Raw genomic sequence first — 19,235 nt, 5'->3', positions numbered from 1 at the left:
CGGGTCGGTGAAACGGTACGGCTCCAGGTTAGCTGAGCCTTACCTGATGCGCACACGCCGGGGCGTGCTCAGCCGCGAATAACCCCGGCACGCCGCAACGCAGATCCGAGGCCGAGCCCGATCAGCGTCCACGCCACAGGGCCGAGCACGAACAACACAATGAAGCCGACTCCACCCCAGGGTGGCAGCGCACTGATGCCGAAGGCGAACCACAGCGGCACCGCGACCACGATCCCCGTGATTGCAGCGGAGAGCAAGAAGCGCCACGCTTCCCAGTGCCGATACCGGAACAGTGCTGACACACCTTCCTGCACCCCTCCGAACACGATCGCGGCCAGCAGATACCGGCCGGCCATGGCAGGGACGAACGCAGTGGAGATGAGCGCGGCGATCGCATGGGTGATCAACGCAACCCACGGCACCCGCAGCACCTGCTGTGCGATCACGCCGGGAAGCACGTGGAAGCCCAGGACGAGCCCGTACAGCGGAACCGCGCTGACAGCAACGATCACGTGGAGGCCGGCCCACAGCGCCGAGACGAGCCCGGTGGCGACGCCGACAGCAGCGCAGATCATTAGCACGCGGGTCGACAGCACGCGATTCTTCAGCACTGTTCCAGCCTATCGCTGGGTTCGCCGGGCGGGCCCGTGGCCAACGCCGGTCCATGCCGAGGTTGACGTTATACCGCGTCGCGCGATCGGAATCTACCTCTGGTGCGCGGCGGCGGCCGGGTCTATGTTGAGCGACGATGCGGCGACGAAGCCGCAGACCACAACCATCGGAGAGACACATGGGTCGATCACCCTTCCGGTTGGCGATGGCCGTTACATTGGCTGCAGTCGTCATCGGATCCTCGGCAACCGCCAGCTTCGCAAGTGCAGAGGGGGTGACACATCCCACACCGGTGGACGGCACACCGGGGCACTACATCGTCGTGATGAAAGCCGATCCTCTGGCCACGTACGAAGGCGACACGAACGGCCTGCGCCGAACCATGCCGAAACCCGGCACGCAACTCGACGCCCACTCCTCGGACTCGCAGAAGTACATTGCGCACCTCGCGAACGAGCAGCGCAAGCTCGCGAAGGCCGAAGGCGTCACCACAGACGCGACATACCAGGTGACGGTCAACGGCTTCAGCGCCGACCTCACCGGCGAGCAGGTCGATGCGCTGCGAGCCTCGAAGGACGTGGTCGGGGTGTTCCCGGATGAGATCCGGCATCCGGATGCGCAGTCGTCCACCGAGTTCCTGGGACTCGGCGACGACGCGAACGGTGCGGGCGGAGTGTGGGAGTCCACCGGCGGTGTCGAGCACGCAGGTGAAGGGGTTGTCGTCGGTGTCATCGACACAGGCATCGCCCCGGAGCATCCGTCGTTCGCTGGCGACAAGCTGAAGAAACAGAAGCAAAGCGGTACCGCGCCATACAGCGACGGCTCGTACGTCTACTTCGACAAGTCAGACGGCGCCCAGTTCCGCGGTGCGATCGTGCAGGGCCAGGACTGGAACAAGCATGACTACTCGACGAAGCTGATCGGCGGGCAGTACTTCGCGACCGGTGCGACAGCGGCCGGATTCGACTTCCAGTACGACTACCTCTCTCCGCGCGACGGCGACGGGCACGGCTCGCACACCGCGAGCACGGCGGCCGGCAACTTCGGCGTCGACGCGACCGTGCAGGGCGTTGGGCTCGGTTCGATCTCCGGTGTCGCCCCGGCGGCCAAAGTCGCCGCGTACAAGGCGTGCTACGTCGGCCCGGACCCGCTGATCACTGAGGACGACATCTGCGCCCTCAGTGACCTCATCTCCGCGATCGATCAGGCAGTCGCTGACGGCGTAGACGTGGTCAACTATTCGATCGGCGGGGGTGCGGCCACGTCAGTCCTTCAGCCCGACGACATCGCGTTCCTAAACGCCGCAGCCGCCGGAGTGTTCGTCTCCGTCAGCGCAGGTAATGCCGGGCCGGATGCTGTCACCGCAGACCACGCGTCGCCCTGGTACACCACGGTCGCGGCATCCACGATCCCGACCTGGGAGGGCACGGTCGCGTTCTCCGGCTTCGCCCAGGCCGGAGCATCCGTCTCTGTCCCGTTCGGTGAGACCGTCTCTGGTCCCTCGATCTACGCAGGCGATGCCGCTGCGGCAGGAGCGGTAGATGCGCAGCTCTGCCTGCCAGGCACGCTTGACCCTGCAAGAGTCGCCGGCCACATCGTCGTCTGCGATCGCGGCAACAATGCGCGTGCGGAGAAGTCGCAGGTTGTGAAGGATGCCGGCGGCACTGCCATGGTGCTGGTCAACGTGCCAGGTGGCTCCGATTCTCTCGACAACGACTTTCACATGATCCCCACGGTGCATCTCGCCGCGGCACATCGCGCGGCGGTCCTTGCGTATGTGCAGGGTGGTGTCGACCGGCCGATCTCACTGATCGGTGAGAACACGACGGGCGAGGTCACTCCGGTGCCGCAGATCGCGGGCTTCTCCAGCCGCGGTCCGATGCACGCCGACGGCAGTGACGTCATGAAGCCCGACATCGCCGCCCCAGGTGTGGCGATCCTCGCCGCGACGAACAGCGGCAGCAAGGACGCCGCGACCTTCGGCATCCTGTCCGGCACGTCGATGGCGTCGCCGCACATCGCCGGTCTCGGTGCCCTGTATCTCGGTGAGCGTCCGAACGCGACGCCCGCAGAGGTGAAGTCGGCGATGATGACCACCGCCTACGACACGGTGAACGCCGACGGGTCGCCGAACACCGATCCCTTCGCGCAGGGTGCGGGCCAGGTCGACGCGACTCGTTTCTTCGCACCTGGGCTGCTGTACCTGAACGGCGTCGCGGACTGGGCGGCGTTCCTGGAGGGCAAGGGGTTGGCGGAGTTCGACGGCGTAGAGCCGATCGACGGCAGCGACCTCAACCTCGCTTCGATCTCGATCGGCTCCCTCGCGAGCGCGCAGACGATCACCCGCACGGTCACCTCGACTGAGGCGGGGACGTTCACCGCGAGCGTCGATGTGCCGGGCGTGAACGCGACTGTCGAACCGGCCACGCTCAACTTCGGTGCGGCTGGGGAGACGGCGACGTTCACCGTCACCTTCGACAACGAGAGCGCTCCGGTCGAGCAGTGGGCGACCGGATCACTCACCTGGTCGAGCGAGGCGAACACGGTGCGCACACCGATCGCGGTGTTCCCTGTGACGGCGGATGCACCGGCTGAGGTGACCGGAACAGGTGTCGACGACAGCACGGTCGTGGAGATCACGCCCGGCATCGACGGCAACCTGCCGCTGAACGTCGCGGGACTCACCCCGTTCCAGCTGCTCACCGACCCGAGTCATCCGGTCGAGGGGCACTCGGGCGACGAGAACTCGGGCGATGTCAACAAGGACGTCGCGTGGATCGTCGACGTGCCGGAGGGCACGACGCTGTCGCGCTTCGATCTCGATTCGTCGGATGACGAAGGTAGCGACCTCGATCTGCTGGTGTACCGCGTGGTCGCACCCGACGATCTGCGCTACTACGAGGTATGGCAGTCAGCGACGGCCTCCGCCGACGAGCAGGTGACGCTGCCGACGCCGACAGCCGGCACGTACATGATCGTGGCAAACGTGTACTCGACGACCGGGCCGATGACATGGGACATGACCTACGCCAACGTGGCACCGGGCGGAGAGGGCGCGTTCACGGCGACGCCGAACCCGATCGCTGTGACGCAGGGTGTGGCGACGAGCTATGAGGTCAGCTGGACCGGCCTCGCCGCCGGCACACGCTACCTCGGGGCGGTGCAGTACGCCGATTCCGACGTCCGCACGATCGTCTCGGTAGACACAGCGCCGTAACGCGTCTGAGGCGCCCCGAGCTCTTCGGAGTGCGGGGCGCTTCTGTGTGCGGCACACTTGCAGGGCTGGCGGTCAGATCCGGCGGCGGCGTGGCTTCAACGTCACATGCGGGAGCTCCGGTGCGGGGATCCGCTCGGAGCCGTGAGTGACGACATGACCGAAGCGAGCGGATGCCGCATCCGGCGTCTCCCAGTCGGCACGCGCCTGCTCGATCTCGTCGTGGGTTCGCGCGGCGAAGTTCCACCACATCACAAGGTCTTCCTCGAAGGGTTCCCCGCCGAGCACGAAGATCAGCGCACCCTCTGCAGTTGATACCGAAACCTGCGACCGGGAGTCACCCAGATACAGCATCTCGTTTCGAGCCAGCGTGTGAGATTCGACCAGCACGTCACCCTCGACGAGGATGACGGCATGCTCCCATGCGGTGTCGAGAGGTAGCGTGACGCGGCTGCCAGCGGGAATGGTGATCTCGGCCCCGACGATCGGCGTGTGCACCGTCGCAGGCGAGCGGATGCCGGCGAATTCGCCGAGCACGACCGTGGCCGTGGCATCCGCTCCTGTCGTGGAGGGCAGTGTCACGAATGGCAAGGACGTGTGCTGCTCGAATCCTGGCGCGCCATGCCGGGCAGACTCCGGCAGTACGACCCAGAACTGCAAAGCATCCAGCGGGCGGGCATCTTCACCAAGCGAGTATTCGGAGTGCGAGATTCCGTTCCCCGCCGTCATGAGATTCAGCTGGCCGCGCGTGAGCGTTACATCGCGGCCGAGCGAATCGCGGTGACGCTGTTCGCCGACCAGCGGCCAGGTGACGGTCTGCAATCCGATGTGCGGGTGCGGTTCGACCCGCATGCGCACCTCTTCTGGCCCGAAGCGATCGAGGAAGCACCATGCACCGATCGTCGGGAGGTCGCGATGCGGCAGGGTGCGCAGCACTGTCATCGCGCGCAGGCCACCGAGGGGCACCTCGCGTGGTTCGAGCGAGATGCTGCGCTGGCCGATCATTCCGCGCTCGCCGCGTCAGTGGGGTCGGTGGGAAGCTGAGGCCAGCGGATCTCCGCACCCGCGACGTCGTGCTTCTTCAGATAGCGGGCGATGTATGGGCAATAGGGCACGATCGTGTCGCCTGATGCCGCCACATCCGCTAATGCTTCCGAAGCGAGCGTGCCGGCTACCCCCTTGCCCTGGAAGGCGGGGTCGACCTCGGTGTGGATGAACTGAATCTCGCCGGGCCGTCGACGGAACTCCGCGAAGCCGGCGAGGGTCTCGCCGAGGCGGATCTCGTAACGCGACGCTTCGTCGTTGCGGGTGACTGTGGTGTCGTCGGTCATGGATGCTCCTTCGAGTTATCCCCACCCTAGGGCGGCGAGCGCAGGCAGGGGTCGATACGCTTGAGGGATGCCGCAGACATCCCGTGACCCGTACGAGGATCTGCCATGGGATCCAACGCCACCCGATTCCTTCGGCGAGCAGTGGGACGATGCCCCGCCGCCGGAAGAGATGGATTGGGAACCGCAGGGGCCAGGCTACGAACCTCCGCTCGATTGGGGCCCTGGTCCTGCCACGACTGTGACGCCTGCACCCGCGGCAGCGGCAGGATCCGCTCCGCGCACCGCGACGCCCTCTCGCTACGCGACCGCGCGCGAGGCGTTGCATACGGTTTTCGGCTATGACGCGTTCCGCGGCGATCAGGAGGCGGTCGTCGAGCAGGTGATCGGCGGTGGGGATGCCGTCGTACTCATGCCGACCGGTGGCGGAAAGAGCATCACCTACCAGGTCCCCGCCCTCGTGCGAGAGGGAACCGGGCTGGTGATCAGCCCACTCATCGCCCTGATGCACGACCAGGTCGACGCGCTGCGCGCCAACGGTGTCAATGCCGCGTACCTGAACTCCACGCAGTCGGTGTCGGAGCGCGCAGACGTCGAACGGGCGTATGTCGCTGGCGAGCTCGATCTCATCTACGTCGCCCCCGAGCGGCTGTCGAACCGGCAGACCACTGCGCTGCTGCAGCGCGGCACGCTCAGTGTGATCGCGATCGACGAGGCGCACTGTGTGTCGCAGTGGGGTCACGACTTCCGCCCCGACTATCTCGCACTCGGCGATCTGGGGGAGCGCTTCCCCGGGGTGCCGCGCATGGCGCTCACCGCGACGGCGACCCGCGCCACCCACAAGGAGCTCACCGAGCGCCTGCAGCTGGATACCGCCAAGCACTTCGTGGCCAGCTTCGATCGCCCGAACATCCAGTACCGGATCGTGCCGAAGGTCGACCCGCGCAAACAGCTGGTGTCGTTCATCCGTTCGCTTCCGGATGCGCCGGCAGACCAGGCGACCGGCGGCTCGGGTGCGCCCGCCGGAATCGTCTACGCGCTGAGCCGAAAGTCGGTGGAGCAGACTGCCACCTATCTCGCCGCTCAGGGCTTCGACGCGCTCCCGTACCACGCGGGCCTTCACGCCGATGTGCGGGCGGCGAACCAGTCGCGGTTCCTGCGCGAAGACGGCGTGGTGATGGTCGCGACGATCGCGTTCGGCATGGGTATCGACAAGCCCGATGTGCGCTTCGTCGCCCATGTCGACCTCCCGAAGTCAGTTGAGGGCTACTACCAGGAGACTGGCCGCGCCGGCCGCGATGGCGAGCCAGCGGTGGCGTGGATGGCGTACGGACTCGGTGACGTCGTGCAGCAGCGACGGATGATCGATCAGAGCCCAGGTGACCGTACTTTCAAGATGCGGATGGGCCAGCACCTTGACGCCATGCTTGCGCTGAGTGAGACCGTCGAGTGCCGCCGCCAGAACCTGCTGAACTACTTCGGGCAGGACTCAGGGCCCTGCGGTAACTGCGACACCTGTCTCGAGAAGCCAGAGACCTTCGACGGTCAGATCCCGTCACAGAAGTTACTGTCGACCATCGTGCGACTCAAGCGTGAGCGGCGGCAGGCGTTCGGTGCTGGTCACCTCATCGACATTCTCCGCGGCTCCTCGAACGACCGAATCCGTCAGCAGGGGCACGATGCGCTCGCGACATACGGCATCGGTGCGGATCTGTCAGATCAGGACTGGCGCAGTGTCGTGCGGCAGTTGCTGGCCCGCGGCATCCTGGTCGCTCAAGGCGATTACGGAACACTTGCGCCGGGTGAGGCTGCCATTGGAGTGTTGAGCGGGGAGACCCCGGTGCCGCTGCGCAAAGACACCATCGGGCGGGTCAGCGCGACTCGCACGCGCAAGGCGTCGGCGGCTTCGGATGCCGTGGCCGAGGGTGATCGCTCGCTCTTCGAGGCGCTGCGCGTCTGGCGTGCCGAGACCGCCAAAGAGATCGGCAAGCCGGCGTACATCGTCTTCGGTGATGCGACGCTGCGCGCGCTCGCCGAAATACGCCCGGCATCCGTGAGCGACCTCGACGGAATCACCGGAATCGGCGAAAAGAAGCGCGAAGCCTATGGTGACGCGGTGCTTGCTGTGGTCGCTGCGAACTGATTTCCCGTAGCTCGAAGGTACGAGACTCAGCCAGAGACGTAGTTCTCGGTATGAACGCGCACGTCCGCCGCCCCACTCAGCAACTTCGACACCGGGCAGCGGGCGTGCGCTGCGGCGAGCACGCGCTCACTCTCTGCGGTATCCGCACCCTCGACTGATAGATAGGCGTCAAGGTGGAACTCGAGGCCGGGCCCCGGGTCGGCGTCATGAAGCTCGACCTCGACGCGCACGGCGGTCCGCACACGGCCCCCGACGATGACCTGCGCGGTCGCGTTGAGACAGGTGACCCACGCGAGAGCCAGCAACTGCTCCGGATTGCTACCGGCGGGATCGCGGTCGGGGTTGAGCGGTGACGCCACCGCGACCTTGAGTCCGCCGGTCACCGCACTCGTCCCGTCGCCACCATCGCGGTTGATTGCCTCAGTCCGGTACCTCATGCTCATACCTCAACTATAGTTGGACGCAGTACATGAACTCCGGGCGATGGCGGCCGTTGACGAGGGAAACGGCACACATCAATGGATACCACTGGCACGACGATCGTCGAGTTCGACGACGTCACCAAGCGGTATGACGACCGCCCTGGTCAACCGCCGGCGCTCGACGCCATCAGCTTGACCATCGAACGTGGCGAGATATTCGGCGTCATCGGTGAGAGCGGCGCGGGCAAATCCACGCTGCTTGCGCTGATCAACGGATTGGCTATCCCCGAGCGCGGAGTCGTGACCGTCGACGGTGAGCCAGTCGCCGGACGCAGCAGGCGTGCTCTGCGGATGCTGCGCCGAAACATTGGGGTCGTGTTCCAGGGGACTCACCTGCTCAGCAGCCGCACCGTGCGTCAGAATGTCGCGCTTCCGTTGCAGATTGCTCGCCGCGGCGCAGTCGGACGATCTCGCGCCGCAGAGCGCGCGACGGTCGATGAGATGCTCGCCTTCGTCGGCCTCACTCATCGTGCCGATCATCATCCTGCAGAGCTCAGCGGGGGAGAGCAGCAGCGGGTGGGGCTTGCGCGTGCGCTGATCACGCGTCCTCCTGTGCTGCTGTGCGATGAGCCGACCTCGTCACTGGACGCCAGCACCACTGCCGAGATCTTGGGTGTGCTGCTCGATGCTCGTGAGGCATTCGGCACGACGATCGTCGTGATCTCGCATGACCTCGATGTCGTCAAGGCGATCTGCGATCGCGCGGCGTTGCTCGAGAAGGGGCGGCTGCGTGAGCTGTTCCACGTGGCGAAAGCCGACCTGAATGCGATGCCCAGCTACTACGAACAGGTCAAGCGAGAGCTGATGTGATGACCTGGCTCACCGAACTCCTCGCCGAGTACGGCGAGGACATCGTCGAAGCTCTCGCTGAGACCGGATACATGATGCTCGTGTCGCTGGCGGCGGCCGTGTTGATCGGTCTTCCACTGGGCATGATCGTGTTCCTCACGCAGCGCGGAGGCATCGCCGAGAACCGACCGATCTGGTCAGTTGCGAACCTGTACATCAATATCGTCCGCTCGTTCCCGTTCCTCCTGCTGGTGGTGTTCCTCATCCCGTTCACCAGGTCGGTGGTCGGCACGAGCTTCGGCACGCAGGCATCAACCCTGCCGTTGAGCTTCGTCGCGGTGGCCATCTACGCCCGGCTGGTTGAGCAGATCCTCCGGGAGATCCCGCCGGGTATCTCCCGCGTCGCCGTCGCGATGGGCGCGACGTTGCCGCAGGCAGTGTTCCGGGTCTTGCTTCCTGAAGCACGCTCCGGACTCGTATACGCGCTCACGTCGGCCGCGATCAGCTTGCTGTCGTACTCGACCGTCCTCGGCGTCGTGGGCGGCGGCGGCATCGGTGACTTTGCGATGCGCTACGGCTACCAGGAGTACAACGACGCGCTCATGTACATCACGATCGCGATCATCGTCGTGTGCGTGCTCCTGATCCAGACCGTCGGACACCGCGCTTCCGAGCGCCTTGATCACCGCTGAAAGACTTCGACCAGAGAAAGAAGGACCCCATGAGAACCCCTCGCATCGGCATCTTCGCCGTCACGATCGGAGCAGCCCTCGTGCTGGCCGGATGCGCGTCATCCGCAGAACCGGCCGCAGACTCGAGTGCGGCCGCATCCGCAGAGCCAGTCGTGCTCAAGGTCGCCGCCGTCACCGCGCCGATGACTGATGTCGTCGAAGCCGCTGCCGCCGCGATTGAAGACGGCTACGAGATCGAGCTCGTCGAGGTCTCCGACTACGTCACCGCCAACACGATCGTGAACGACGGCGACGTCTACGCGAACTTCTCCCAGCACGTGCCGTATATGGAGGAGTTCAATGCCGGAAATGACGGCACCCTTGTCGCCGTGCAACCGGTCTACAACTTCGACATCGCGTTCTACTCAAAGACGCTCGACGACATTGCCGATCTGCCTGAGGGAGCCACGGTTGCGGTCCCGAATGACGCGTCGAATCTCGGTCGTGCGCTCAAGCTGCTTGACGCCGAGGGAGTCATCACGCTCGACGCTTCGGCCGACCCGTATGCCTCGACGGTGGATGACATCACCGAGAACCCGAAGAACGTCGAGTTCCTCGAGGTGCCGATCGCATCACTGAACGCCGCGTATGAGGAGGCCGATCTCGTCTTCCAGTGGCCTTCGCACATCGCGGCCATCGGCCTCAACCCTGACGACGATGGGCTCATCGTCGAACTTGACGACCGCTTCGCGCTGCACGTCGCCGTTCGAGAAGAGGATGCCGACAGTGCCGCAACCGAGGCGCTCAGGGCGGCCTTCTCCAGCGACGAGGTGCGCGAGGTTATCGAGTCGAACGGCACAATCGGCGTCGCTTTCTAAGAGACATCGATGGCCGAAAGGACGCCGACTGTGGCCTCGTGACAACTGCACGGGGCCACGGTCGTCCTTGCGGTTGGAGGAACCGCACACCTCGCTTTGCAGTGCATTGGAGGAGTCCTACGGTTGAAGCATCCTTACTTCTCTCCGAGAGGAACACCCATGGTCGACGCCGCAGTCCACACCTCGACGCCATCCGCCGCTAGCGACGCTCCCCGCATCGATGTCGAGCGCGTCAATGATCTTCTCCTCGGCACCTGGGCCGACACACGCCGCGCGTCACGTGAGTTGATCAAGGACTCGGCCTTCTGGCGCAAAGACGAGCTCGGCAAAGACGAGCACCGCGAGCGCGTGCTCAGCCAGCTGCATCTTCTCGTCGAGAACAAGACTGTGCACCGCGCGTTCCCGAAGGAATTCGGCGGGGAGGACAACAACGGCGCGAACATCTCCGGCTTTGAAGAGCTCGTCGTCGCAGACCCGAGCCTGCAGATCAAGGCGGGTGTGCAGTGGGGGCTGTTCGGCTCGGCGATCCACCAGCTCGGCACCGCCGAGCACCACAAGAAGTGGCTACCCGGAGTCATGGATCTTTCTATCCCCGGCGCGTTTGCGATGACCGAGATCGGGCACGGCTCGGATGTCGCGGCGGCCGGCACGACTGCCACCTTCGACCCTGAGACCGAAGAATTCGTCATCCACACGCCGTTCCGTGCGGCGACGAAGGAATACCTTGGCAACGCGGCCCTGCACGGGATCGCAGCCACCGTGTTCGCACAGCTGATCACCAACGGTGTGAGCCACGGCGTGCACTGCTTCTATGTGCCGCTGCGTGGTGAAGACGGCGTGGATCTTCCCGGTATCAACCGCGAGGATGACGGGCTGAAGGGCGGCGTGAACGGTATCGACAACGGCCGTCTTTCGTTCGACCACGTGCGCATCCCGCGCACGAACCTGCTGAACAAATACGGTGATGTCGCCGCAGACGGTACGTACACGAGCTCGATCGACAGCCCTGGGCGCCGCTTCTTCACGATGCTTGGCACCCTGGTACAGGGTCGCGTGTCGCTCGACGGGGCCGCATCATGGGCATCCGCTCTCGCGCTGCACATCGCGATCACCTATGCCACACAGCGCCGCCAGTTCGACGGTGCAGACGGGCAGGAGGTCGTGCTTCTCGACTACGGCAAGCACCAGCGCCGGCTGCTGCCACGCCTGGCAACCACTTACGCGCAGATCTTCGCCCACGACGAGTTCCTGCAGAAGTTCGACAGTGTCTTCTCAGGTCGCACCGACACCCCTGACGACCGTGAAGATCTCGAGACTCTTGCGGCGGCGCTCAAGCCACTGTCGACATGGCACGCCCTCGACACTCTGCAGGAGGCCCGCGAGGCGTGCGGCGGCGCCGGGTACATGTTCGAGAACCGCCTGGTCGGGCTCCGTCAGGATCTCGACATCTACGTCACCTTCGAGGGTGACAACAACATCCTGCTCCAGCTCGTCGGCAAGCGTCTGCTCACCGATTTCGCCAACCAGTTCAAGAACAAGGATGCCGCGGCTCTCGCCAAGTACGCAGTCGGCCAGACCGCAGGCAAGGTGTTCCATGGTGCGGGTCTGCGCCGCTTCGGTCAGAATGTGGCCGACTTCGGTTCGACGGCCCGGTCGGTCGAGAACGGTCTGCGCGCCGAGCAACAGCATGAGTTGCTCGCCGATCGCGTGCAGCAGATGGTGGCCGACATCGCCGGACGCCTGCGCCCTTCGGGCAAGGACAAGGTGCTCGGCGAGAAGCTCTTCAACGAGAATCAAGCCGACCTCATCGAGGCAGCCCGCGCTCACGGTGAGCTGCTGCAGTGGGAGGCATTCACAGATGCCGTCAACAGCATCCCGGACGAGGACACAAAGCAGGTGCTCACGTGGCTCCGTGACCTGTTCGGTTTGCAGCTGATCGAGAAGCACCTCGCATGGCACATCATCAACGGTCGCCTCTCGACGCAGCGCGCGGCGGCGGTGTCCAGTTACATCGACCGGCTGTGCCAGCGGCTGCGCCCCCATGCGCTCGACCTGGTCGGTGCCTTCGGCTACGAGCCGGAGCATGTGCGCGCACCCATCGCGAGCGGCATCGAGCAGCAGCGTCAGGACGAGGCCCGCGCATACTACGCAGACCTCGAGGCATCCGGCCAGGCGCCCCTGTCGGAGAAGGCCATGAAGAAGGCCGCCAAGAAGTAGCCGCAGCCGTGGCGTCGGCACCCCTGTCTACGCTGAACCTATGACCTCTCTCATTACCGGTTCCGACGGCGTCGTACGTTGCGCGTGGACCGGGGCGGATGCCGAATATCAGCGCTACCACGACGAGGAGTGGGGCGTGCCGCTGCACGGTGACCGCGCGCTCTTCGAGAAGATGGCGCTGGAGGGATTCCAGGCAGGGCTCAGCTGGATCACTATCCTGCGTAAGCGCCCACGGTTCCGCGAAGTGTTCGCAGGGTTCGAGCCGGAGGTCGTTGCCGCTTTCGACGACGACGATGTCGAACGTCTGATGCAGGACGGCGGAATCATCCGCAACCGCGCGAAGATCCTCGCAACGATCGGCAATGCGCGCCTGGTCCTCGGCATGGCGGAGGGGGAGCTGGACGAGCTGATGTGGTCGTTCGCGCCGGTCCGTGGCATCCGACCACGCTCGTTCGACGACGTGCCGGCGGTGACGGACGAATCGACGGCCATGAGTAAGGCGCTGCGGGGGCGCGGCTTCCGATTCGTCGGTGCCACCACGATGTATGCGCTCATGCAGTCCTCTGGGATGGTCGACGATCACGTCGAAGGATGTTGGCGGGTCGGGTGATCTCCCCTGTGGGCCCCGCCCATGATGGGTATCTCTCCCCATAGATGCTCAGCATCGTGGCGGTTACCATTGTCCGATGTGCCGTTTCGCTGTGCGAAGCGGATCGGAGGATGAAGCGGCCGCCGAGAGGCCGTTCAGGGGGAGCAGGGTATGAAGGCGCTGTCGTGGGTGCGTGCGAAGCCGAAGACCATTGCATCCGCGGCCGGGATCACAGCAGCGGTCGTGGCCATCGCGACGCTGGCCTTCGTCTATGAGGGCAACCCCACCACGAAGGTCGATCTCAACGACGGCGGCGTCTGGATCACCAAGTCCTCCGCCCTCATGATCGGCCATTTCAACAACGAGTCGACGCTGCTCGACGGCGGTTTGCGCACCACCGGTGAATCCTTCGACATCATGCAGGATGCCTCCACCGTGCTCGTCAAGGACAGCACGAATGCGACCCTGACCGCAGTGGACCCGGCGCGCGTCTCCCTCGAAGACAGCACGGATGTTCCGGGATCATCCAAGGTCGCGCTCGGAGCGCGGACCGCGGCCATCCTCAATACCGATTCGGGCGACTTGTGGGTTGTGCCGGTCAGTGGCCTTTCGGGCTTCGAGTTCCAGGGCAGCGACCCCATCGTCAACCTTGGCAAGAACGCCGATATCGCCGTCGGTCAGGACGGTTCGGTGTACGGGGTGTCTGGCGACGACGCCCTGGTCGTGACCATTCCGGTCGACCCTGACGGGCAACCGCTCGAGCCGACCACCGCGCCTTTGGAAAAGATCGACACAGCAATCGCCCCGACCATCACTGTGGTCGGCACAACCCCGGTCGTGCTGTCGCCAGCCGACAGTGCCGTGATGACTCCTGACGGGTTGCGCACCGAGATCACCGAGGCCGATTCGGCCGTGCTGCAGCAGTCGTCTGCGCGCGCGGATACCGTCACCGTCGCGACCGCCTCGCAACTGATTGACATCCCCCTAGACGGCGGCGAGCCCGCGGTCACCAAGGCTGGCGGTCAGGGCGTCCCGGCCGCTCCGGTTTCGCTGCTCGGCTGTACCTATGGTGCGTGGGCGGGTGCAGACCGCTTCGTGCGCGAGTGCCCCGGCGACCCCAACGACGTCGCTGCCGACATTCCCGGCATCGAGGGCGTGCCGAACCTGATGTTCCGCGTGAACCGCGACGTCATCATCATCAACGACACCATCGCCGGGACCGCCTGGCTGGCCGATGAGAGCATGCAGCAGGTCGACAACTGGAACGACCTGACCCCGCCCGAGGGCAAGGACGAAGACCAGGAGGAGACGACCGAGCAGACGCAGGACACCACGCTGCCGGTGCGTACCGACGTGAACACTCCGCCGGTCGCCGAGAACGATGAGTACGGTGTGCGCCCCGGGCAGACCACCATGTTGCCGGTGCTCGACAACGACAATGATCCTGACGGTGACGTGCTGGTCGCCTCGGTCCGCGGCAAGCAGCCATCGGTGGGTACGGTGCAGCCGATTTACGACGGGGGATCGTTGCAGATCGGCGTCGATGAGGATGCCCAAGGTGCGGCATCCTTCACCTACGACGTGGAGGATGGCCGGAGCGGTGAAGACTCCGCCACGGTGAGTCTCGTCGTCAAGGATTGGGACACCAATACGGCGCCCAAACCGCAGCGCAACACGACCCTTGAGATCGAGACCGGCGGCACGGTGTCGTACAACGTACTGCCGGACTGGATCGACCCCGAGGGCGACGATTTCTATCTGCAGGACGTCTCGGCTGCTCCCGGTGATGAGGTCGAGTTCACGACCGACGGGCAGATCACCTACCGCGCAGTGGCCAGCATGCAGGGCCGCAAGGAGATCACTGTGACGGTGGCCGATGCGCTCGGCGAGGCGGCCAGCGGCACGATCATTCTTGATGTGCGTCCCTCCGGGTCGACGCTGCCGAAAACCAACGCCGACCACGTGATGACCCGTGTGAACGAGCAGGTCACCGTCGCCCCACTGACGAATGACTCCAGCTCAGGCCGCGAGCAACTGCGCCTGACCAGGGTCAACGGCGATGAAACGCCAGGCGCGACGATCGAGCCGGATTACGCGAACAAGACGTTTACCTTCAGTGCTCCGAGCGTGGGCGTCTACTACGTGCTGTATGAAGTCGCCGCCGGCCCTAACGGCGTGCAGGGTATCGTGCGCATCGACGTTTCGGACGAAACGGACGATGACATGCCGCCCGTCGCGGTCCGTGACGTCGCACTACTTCCCGCAGGCGGTGAAGTGCTGCTCGGGGTGCTCAACAATGACACGGACCCTGCCGGCGGCATCCTCGTCGTCCAGTCCGTCTCGGTGGAGTCCAACAGTGGTATCTCGGTGTCCGTCCTCAACCACGAGACGCTGCGCATCGGCGACCAGGGTTCGCTCGATGAGTCGGTACGAGTGACCTATCGCATCTCCAACGGCGCGAAAACTGCGGAGGGTGAGGTCGTCGTCATCCCGATACCGGCGCCGCAAACCATCCTCCCGCCGGTCGCTGGCCCTGACCAGGCCGTCGTACGCGCCGGCGATGTGGTCACCATCCCCGTACTCAATAACGACACCAGCCCGATCGGCGACGACCTCACCCTTGAGCCGGACCTGATCGAGCCATTCGTCGACCCCGCCGACGGAGAGATCTTCGTCTCCGAGGACACCGTTCGTTTCAATGCCGGCGACGTCGCCAAGACGGTTTACGCCACCTACGAGGTCTCAGACACCCGTGGCAACAAGGTCGGTGGGTACATCACCATCCAGATACTGCCGGTAGGTGAAGAGAACGCCGCCCCGCGACCGCACGATCTCACGGCGCGCGCCCTCAGCGGCGGCGTCGCGAACATTGCTGTCCCTCTGGACGGCCTCGACTCTGACGGCGACTCCATCGAACTCGTCGGCCTCGCCTCGAACCCCACCAAGGGCCGTGTCACCGAGGTCGCGCAGAACTACTTGGTCTACGAGGCCTACGCCGATTCCTCGGGTGTTGACACATTCACCTATCGAGTGCGCGATCGTCTCGGCAAGGAGGGGACCGCGACGGTTCGCGTCGGCATCGCCGCGGCAGAGGACGTCAACCAGGCTCCGTATGCGGTGAAGGACTCTGTGGTGGTGCGCCCGGGTCGCGAAGTGGCCGTACCAGTGCTGGTCAACGACTCCGATCCCGAAGGCGACAAAGTCTCGCTCGTGAAAGACGGCCTCGATGCGCCGGAGGGCCTTAAAGCCCGAGTTTCCGGCGACCGCGTACTCGTGGATGCTCCGGACGAGGCGACTGAGACCTCGCTACGGTACACGATCACTGATTCGAAGGGCGCGACGGCGGATGCCGTAGTGCAGATCACCGTCGATGAGGATGTGCCGCTGCTGGCCCCGATCGCCCGTGATGACCGGGTGCGCACCAGTGATCTCGTCGAGGGCGAGCTCACTGTCGACGTGGACATCCTGGCCAACGACGAGGACCCCGACGGCACGACCGAGGCACTCGTGCTCGAAGTCGACGATGATGCTCTACCGGTCAACGACGGCAACGTGCAGGTGACGGTGGGCGAGCAGATGCAGCTCATCCGCTACTCCGTCACAGATATCGACGGACTGTCTACCTCGGCCTTCATCTTCGTCCCGGCGCTCGAAGAACTGCGCCCGTACCAGATCTGGACTGAACCCGTCGTGGTGAACAGCGGTGAGACGACGGAGCTGCCTCTCGACCAGTACGTGGGCGTGGTCGGTGGGGGCGCAGTCACCATCACCGAGCACGGTAAGGTCAGCGCCTCGCACGCGAACGGCGCGGAACTCGTGAAGGATGGCAGTACCCTCGTCTACACGTCGGCCGACCGCTACTTCGGCTCGGACGCCATCAGCTTCGAGGTGACCGACGGTGCCGGCCCCGATGACCCCGCCGGCCGCAAATCAACGCTGTCGATCCCGATCGAAGTACTACCGCCGATCAATCAGCCGCCGAGCTTCACCCGCAGCGCGATGGATGTCGCCCCTGGTGAGGCGGCGACCACCATTGACCTGGCGTCGCTGACCTCGGACCCTGATCCCGAGGACGCTGGCAGGCACACGTTCAGGCTCGTGGGGGATGCCGGAGACGGACTCACTGCGCGCATCGACGGCACGACGCTGTCCGTCGAGGCCGCGCAAAACGCGGTCAAGGGCACCAGTGCGAACCTGACGATCCAAGTTTCGGACGGCGAGACCGATCCGATCGAGGGAATCGTGACTGTGAATGTGACGGCATCGAACCGCCCACTGCCGACAGCGAACACCGACACGATCGATGAAGCCGACCAGGGTGAGGAAATCAGGGTCCCCGTTCTCGCCAATGACGTGAATCCATTCCCGGATACACCGTTGGAGCTCGTCTCCGCGGCGGCCGAGACGGGCTCGGCAGATGTCTCGCTGGGTGACGACGAAGTGCTCATCACGCCCGGACCGAAGTTCGTCGGGACATTGGTGGTGCGATACACGATCCAGGACGCGACGGAGGACCTCGACCGTCAGGTCGACGGACGCATCGTCGTGACTGTTCAGGGCATACCGGATGCCCCGGGGCGTCCGCAGGTGACGAGCGTGCAGGATCGCACGGTCGTGGTGTCGTTCTCGGCACCATCGAACAACGGCGCAGAGATCACGAAGTACACGATCTCGAGCGCAAAGGGCGGCAATTACTCCAAGGAGTGCAAGACCACGACTTGCACCCTCGATGGGCTGACCAACAACGTCGAGTACGCGTTCGACGTCGTCGCCACCAACCGTGTTGGAGACTCCGAGCCGTCGGCGGTCTCCGAGGTCGCGCGTCCGGATGCCCGACCTGACACGCCAAACGCGCCGAAGCTGACCTTCGGCGACAAGGCGCTCAAAGTCACGTGGACGACGCCGCCCACCCCAGGATCGCCCGTGGATTCATATACGCTGCAGATCTCGCCAGCACCGCCCTCTGGCATTACCCAGAAGACGGGCGTGACGGGCAATTCGCTGACCTGGGATGGCCTCGAGAACGGTACGGCCTACCAGGTGCAGGTCCGCGCGCACAACAAGGCGCCTGAAGCATCCTCATGGAGCGCCTGGTCCCTTGAAGAGATCCCGGCGGGTCCTCCCGCTGCTCCCGACGCGCCGACCAGCGCCGAGCTGTCGCCGGTCGGCGATCAGGCCCAGATGTTGGTGACGTGGAACGCGCCGTATAACAACGGTGCCTCGATCTCGCGCTATCAACTGCAGGTGCTGCGTGGCGGGACGACGATCAGTACGATCGACGTTCCCGCTGGGCAGACCACCCAGGCCGTCACCGTCGATGCGTCCGAGAGCGGATACTCGTATATCGTGCACGCTGAGAACAAGGCCGGCTGGGGTGCGTGGAGCAGCCCGTCTGCTGAGCGGCGCGGTGCCCTCCGTCCGGACGCACCGGTCACACCAACGATCGTGGATGGCGATCGCGCGATCACCATCACCTCGGATTATGTCCTCACGGCCGAGCAGCGCAACGGTGCCAAGGACTCCGAGATCACTTACCAGTACCGCCTCAACAGCAGCGGTGACTGGCAGAACCTGACGAGCACCACCATCGGGGGCCTCACGAACGGCGCGTCGCACACGCTGCAGATGCGCGCCCTATCGAACACCGGCGACGGCGCTTACACCGGCGCGGAATCGGGTGTCTCGAACTCCGCGATTCCGCACGGCACACCGCATACTCCGGTCGGTGCGGCCGCAAGCCACGCCAAAACGGTCGACCTCTCCTGGGATGCATCTGGGTCGGCGAATGGACGTTCGATCCAGGTCGTCAAGATCAGGATCAACTCCGGAGCGTGGGAGAACGTCGGCCTCAGCGGCACCAGAACCGTCGGCAACGACTACGAGCAGACGTTCACGATCGAGGTGAAGGCGATCGACACCGAAGGCAACGAATCCGCCATCAGTGCCTTGGCCCAGGGCGCGACGGGGTCGCGACCACCTCCCCCGGTCACCGTCGCGCGAGCGTATCGGGGAGCAGACTCCGGCGAATGCTCGCCCGATACGTGCTATTACCTCGGGCTGTACGTCGAGAACTTCCCCAACCCGGGCAAGTACGACGCATATTGCCTGGAGGACGGGGAGACCTTCAACACCAGTGGCCGGCCGATCGAGATCGTGATCCCGGCGAACGGCAACGCCACGGCGGCTGCGGGCTGGAGCCTGTGCTGGCACGGCGGGTACGACAGTACGTACAACCTTCAGCTCGACATCGTCGGTTGGGGAAAGTCCGAAGGCGTGCGCTGGGACTGAACCCAGAGAACGCAATAGCAGCGA

The 19,235-nt window shown here is 65.0% G+C and carries 12 protein-coding genes; 8 read left to right on the top strand and 4 right to left on the bottom strand.

The genetic code is table 11. The features are described 5' to 3' along the window. Nucleotides 1-68: 68 nt before the first annotated feature. Nucleotides 69-611 (bottom strand): ECF transporter S component, encoded by a 543-nt coding sequence (locus AC1C2O_RS10315; protein ID WP_495430340.1) that lies wholly within the window; start codon nucleotides 609-611, stop codon nucleotides 69-71. A 179-nt stretch (nucleotides 612-790) separates the two neighbouring features. On the opposite strand from AC1C2O_RS10315, the gene AC1C2O_RS10310 reads away from it, so the two are divergent. Next, nucleotides 791-3,829, top strand: a complete 3,039-nt coding sequence (locus tag AC1C2O_RS10310; protein WP_495430339.1) for a S8 family peptidase — start codon at nucleotides 791-793, stop codon at nucleotides 3,827-3,829. Nucleotides 3,830-3,901: 72 nt separating this feature from the next. Here the strand turns inward: AC1C2O_RS10310 and AC1C2O_RS10305 are convergent, their stop codons facing one another. Next, nucleotides 3,902-4,831 carry a pirin family protein gene (locus AC1C2O_RS10305; RefSeq protein WP_495430338.1) on the bottom strand — a complete coding sequence of 310 codons (930 nt, stop codon included), beginning with the start codon at nucleotides 4,829-4,831 and terminating at the stop codon, nucleotides 3,902-3,904. Then, nucleotides 4,828-5,157: a GNAT family N-acetyltransferase gene (locus tag AC1C2O_RS10300; protein ID WP_495430337.1), complete on the bottom strand. Its 330-nt coding sequence runs from the start codon at nucleotides 5,155-5,157 to the stop codon at nucleotides 4,828-4,830. The genes AC1C2O_RS10305 and AC1C2O_RS10300 overlap by 4 nt, the downstream gene beginning before the upstream one ends. A 67-nt stretch (nucleotides 5,158-5,224) precedes the next feature. Here AC1C2O_RS10300 and recQ point away from each other — a divergent pair, with 67 nt between their 5' ends. Next, entirely contained in the window at nucleotides 5,225-7,297 is a 2,073-nt protein-coding gene (recQ, locus tag AC1C2O_RS10295; RefSeq protein ID WP_495430336.1) for a DNA helicase RecQ, read from the top strand. 26 nt (nucleotides 7,298-7,323) lie between these two features. On the opposite strand, the gene AC1C2O_RS10290 is transcribed toward recQ, so the two are convergent. Beyond that, complete coding sequence (locus AC1C2O_RS10290) at nucleotides 7,324-7,740, bottom strand: OsmC family protein (RefSeq protein ID WP_495430335.1); 417 nt, start codon at nucleotides 7,738-7,740, stop codon at nucleotides 7,324-7,326. Nucleotides 7,741-7,815: 75 nt separating this feature from the next. On the opposite strand from AC1C2O_RS10290, the gene AC1C2O_RS10285 reads away from it, so the two are divergent. From AC1C2O_RS10285 to AC1C2O_RS10260, 6 genes are all read left to right on the top strand, one after another. After that, the gene (locus tag AC1C2O_RS10285) at nucleotides 7,816-8,589 is read left to right on the top strand and encodes a methionine ABC transporter ATP-binding protein (RefSeq protein ID WP_495430334.1); all 774 of its coding nucleotides are present in this window, start codon (nucleotides 7,816-7,818) and stop codon (nucleotides 8,587-8,589) included. Beyond that, complete coding sequence (locus AC1C2O_RS10280; RefSeq protein ID WP_495430333.1) at nucleotides 8,589-9,260, top strand: methionine ABC transporter permease; 672 nt, start codon at nucleotides 8,589-8,591, stop codon at nucleotides 9,258-9,260. The genes AC1C2O_RS10285 and AC1C2O_RS10280 overlap by 1 nt, the downstream gene beginning before the upstream one ends. 29 nt (nucleotides 9,261-9,289) lie before the next feature. Next, nucleotides 9,290-10,117 carry a MetQ/NlpA family ABC transporter substrate-binding protein gene (locus tag AC1C2O_RS10275; protein WP_495430332.1) on the top strand — a complete coding sequence of 276 codons (828 nt, stop codon included), beginning with the start codon at nucleotides 9,290-9,292 and terminating at the stop codon, nucleotides 10,115-10,117. A gap of 159 nt (nucleotides 10,118-10,276) precedes the next feature. Continuing rightward, nucleotides 10,277-12,334: an acyl-CoA dehydrogenase family protein gene (locus tag AC1C2O_RS10270; protein WP_495430331.1), complete on the top strand. Its 2,058-nt coding sequence runs from the start codon at nucleotides 10,277-10,279 to the stop codon at nucleotides 12,332-12,334. Nucleotides 12,335-12,374: 40 nt separating this feature from the next. Continuing rightward, nucleotides 12,375-12,944 (top strand): DNA-3-methyladenine glycosylase I, encoded by a 570-nt coding sequence (locus AC1C2O_RS10265; protein ID WP_495430330.1) that lies wholly within the window; start codon nucleotides 12,375-12,377, stop codon nucleotides 12,942-12,944. 150 nt (nucleotides 12,945-13,094) lie between these two features. Next, nucleotides 13,095-19,211 carry an Ig-like domain-containing protein gene (locus AC1C2O_RS10260; RefSeq protein WP_495430329.1) on the top strand — a complete coding sequence of 2,039 codons (6,117 nt, stop codon included), beginning with the start codon at nucleotides 13,095-13,097 and terminating at the stop codon, nucleotides 19,209-19,211. Nucleotides 19,212-19,235 lie beyond the last annotated feature (24 nt).

It is taken from the genome of Microbacterium sp. Y355 (genome assembly GCF_059445345.1).
The sequence above is the reverse complement of the archived record's forward strand: the minus strand, read 5'-3'. Positions and strand labels throughout refer to the sequence as shown.

What these genes read in the sequence shown, in the direction of transcription:
- AC1C2O_RS10280 (WP_495430333.1), top strand. Translation starts at nt 8,589, where the DNA reads ATGACCTGGCTCACCGAACTCCTCGCCGAGTACGGCGAGGACATCGTC.
- AC1C2O_RS10265 (WP_495430330.1), top strand. Translation starts at nt 12,375, where the DNA reads ATGACCTCTCTCATTACCGGTTCCGACGGCGTCGTACGTTGCGCGTGG.
- AC1C2O_RS10260 (WP_495430329.1), top strand. Translation starts at nt 13,095, where the DNA reads ATGAAGGCGCTGTCGTGGGTGCGTGCGAAGCCGAAGACCATTGCATCC.
- AC1C2O_RS10310 (WP_495430339.1), top strand. Translation starts at nt 791, where the DNA reads ATGGGTCGATCACCCTTCCGGTTGGCGATGGCCGTTACATTGGCTGCA.
- AC1C2O_RS10305 (WP_495430338.1), bottom strand. Translation starts at nt 4,831, where the DNA reads ATGATCGGCCAGCGCAGCATCTCGCTCGAACCACGCGAGGTGCCCCTC.
- AC1C2O_RS10285 (WP_495430334.1), top strand. Translation starts at nt 7,816, where the DNA reads ATGGATACCACTGGCACGACGATCGTCGAGTTCGACGACGTCACCAAG.
- AC1C2O_RS10290 (WP_495430335.1), bottom strand. Translation starts at nt 7,740, where the DNA reads ATGAGCATGAGGTACCGGACTGAGGCAATCAACCGCGATGGTGGCGAC.
- recQ (WP_495430336.1), top strand. Translation starts at nt 5,225, where the DNA reads ATGCCGCAGACATCCCGTGACCCGTACGAGGATCTGCCATGGGATCCA.
- AC1C2O_RS10270 (WP_495430331.1), top strand. Translation starts at nt 10,277, where the DNA reads ATGGTCGACGCCGCAGTCCACACCTCGACGCCATCCGCCGCTAGCGAC.
- AC1C2O_RS10275 (WP_495430332.1), top strand. Translation starts at nt 9,290, where the DNA reads ATGAGAACCCCTCGCATCGGCATCTTCGCCGTCACGATCGGAGCAGCC.
- AC1C2O_RS10300 (WP_495430337.1), bottom strand. Translation starts at nt 5,157, where the DNA reads ATGACCGACGACACCACAGTCACCCGCAACGACGAAGCGTCGCGTTAC.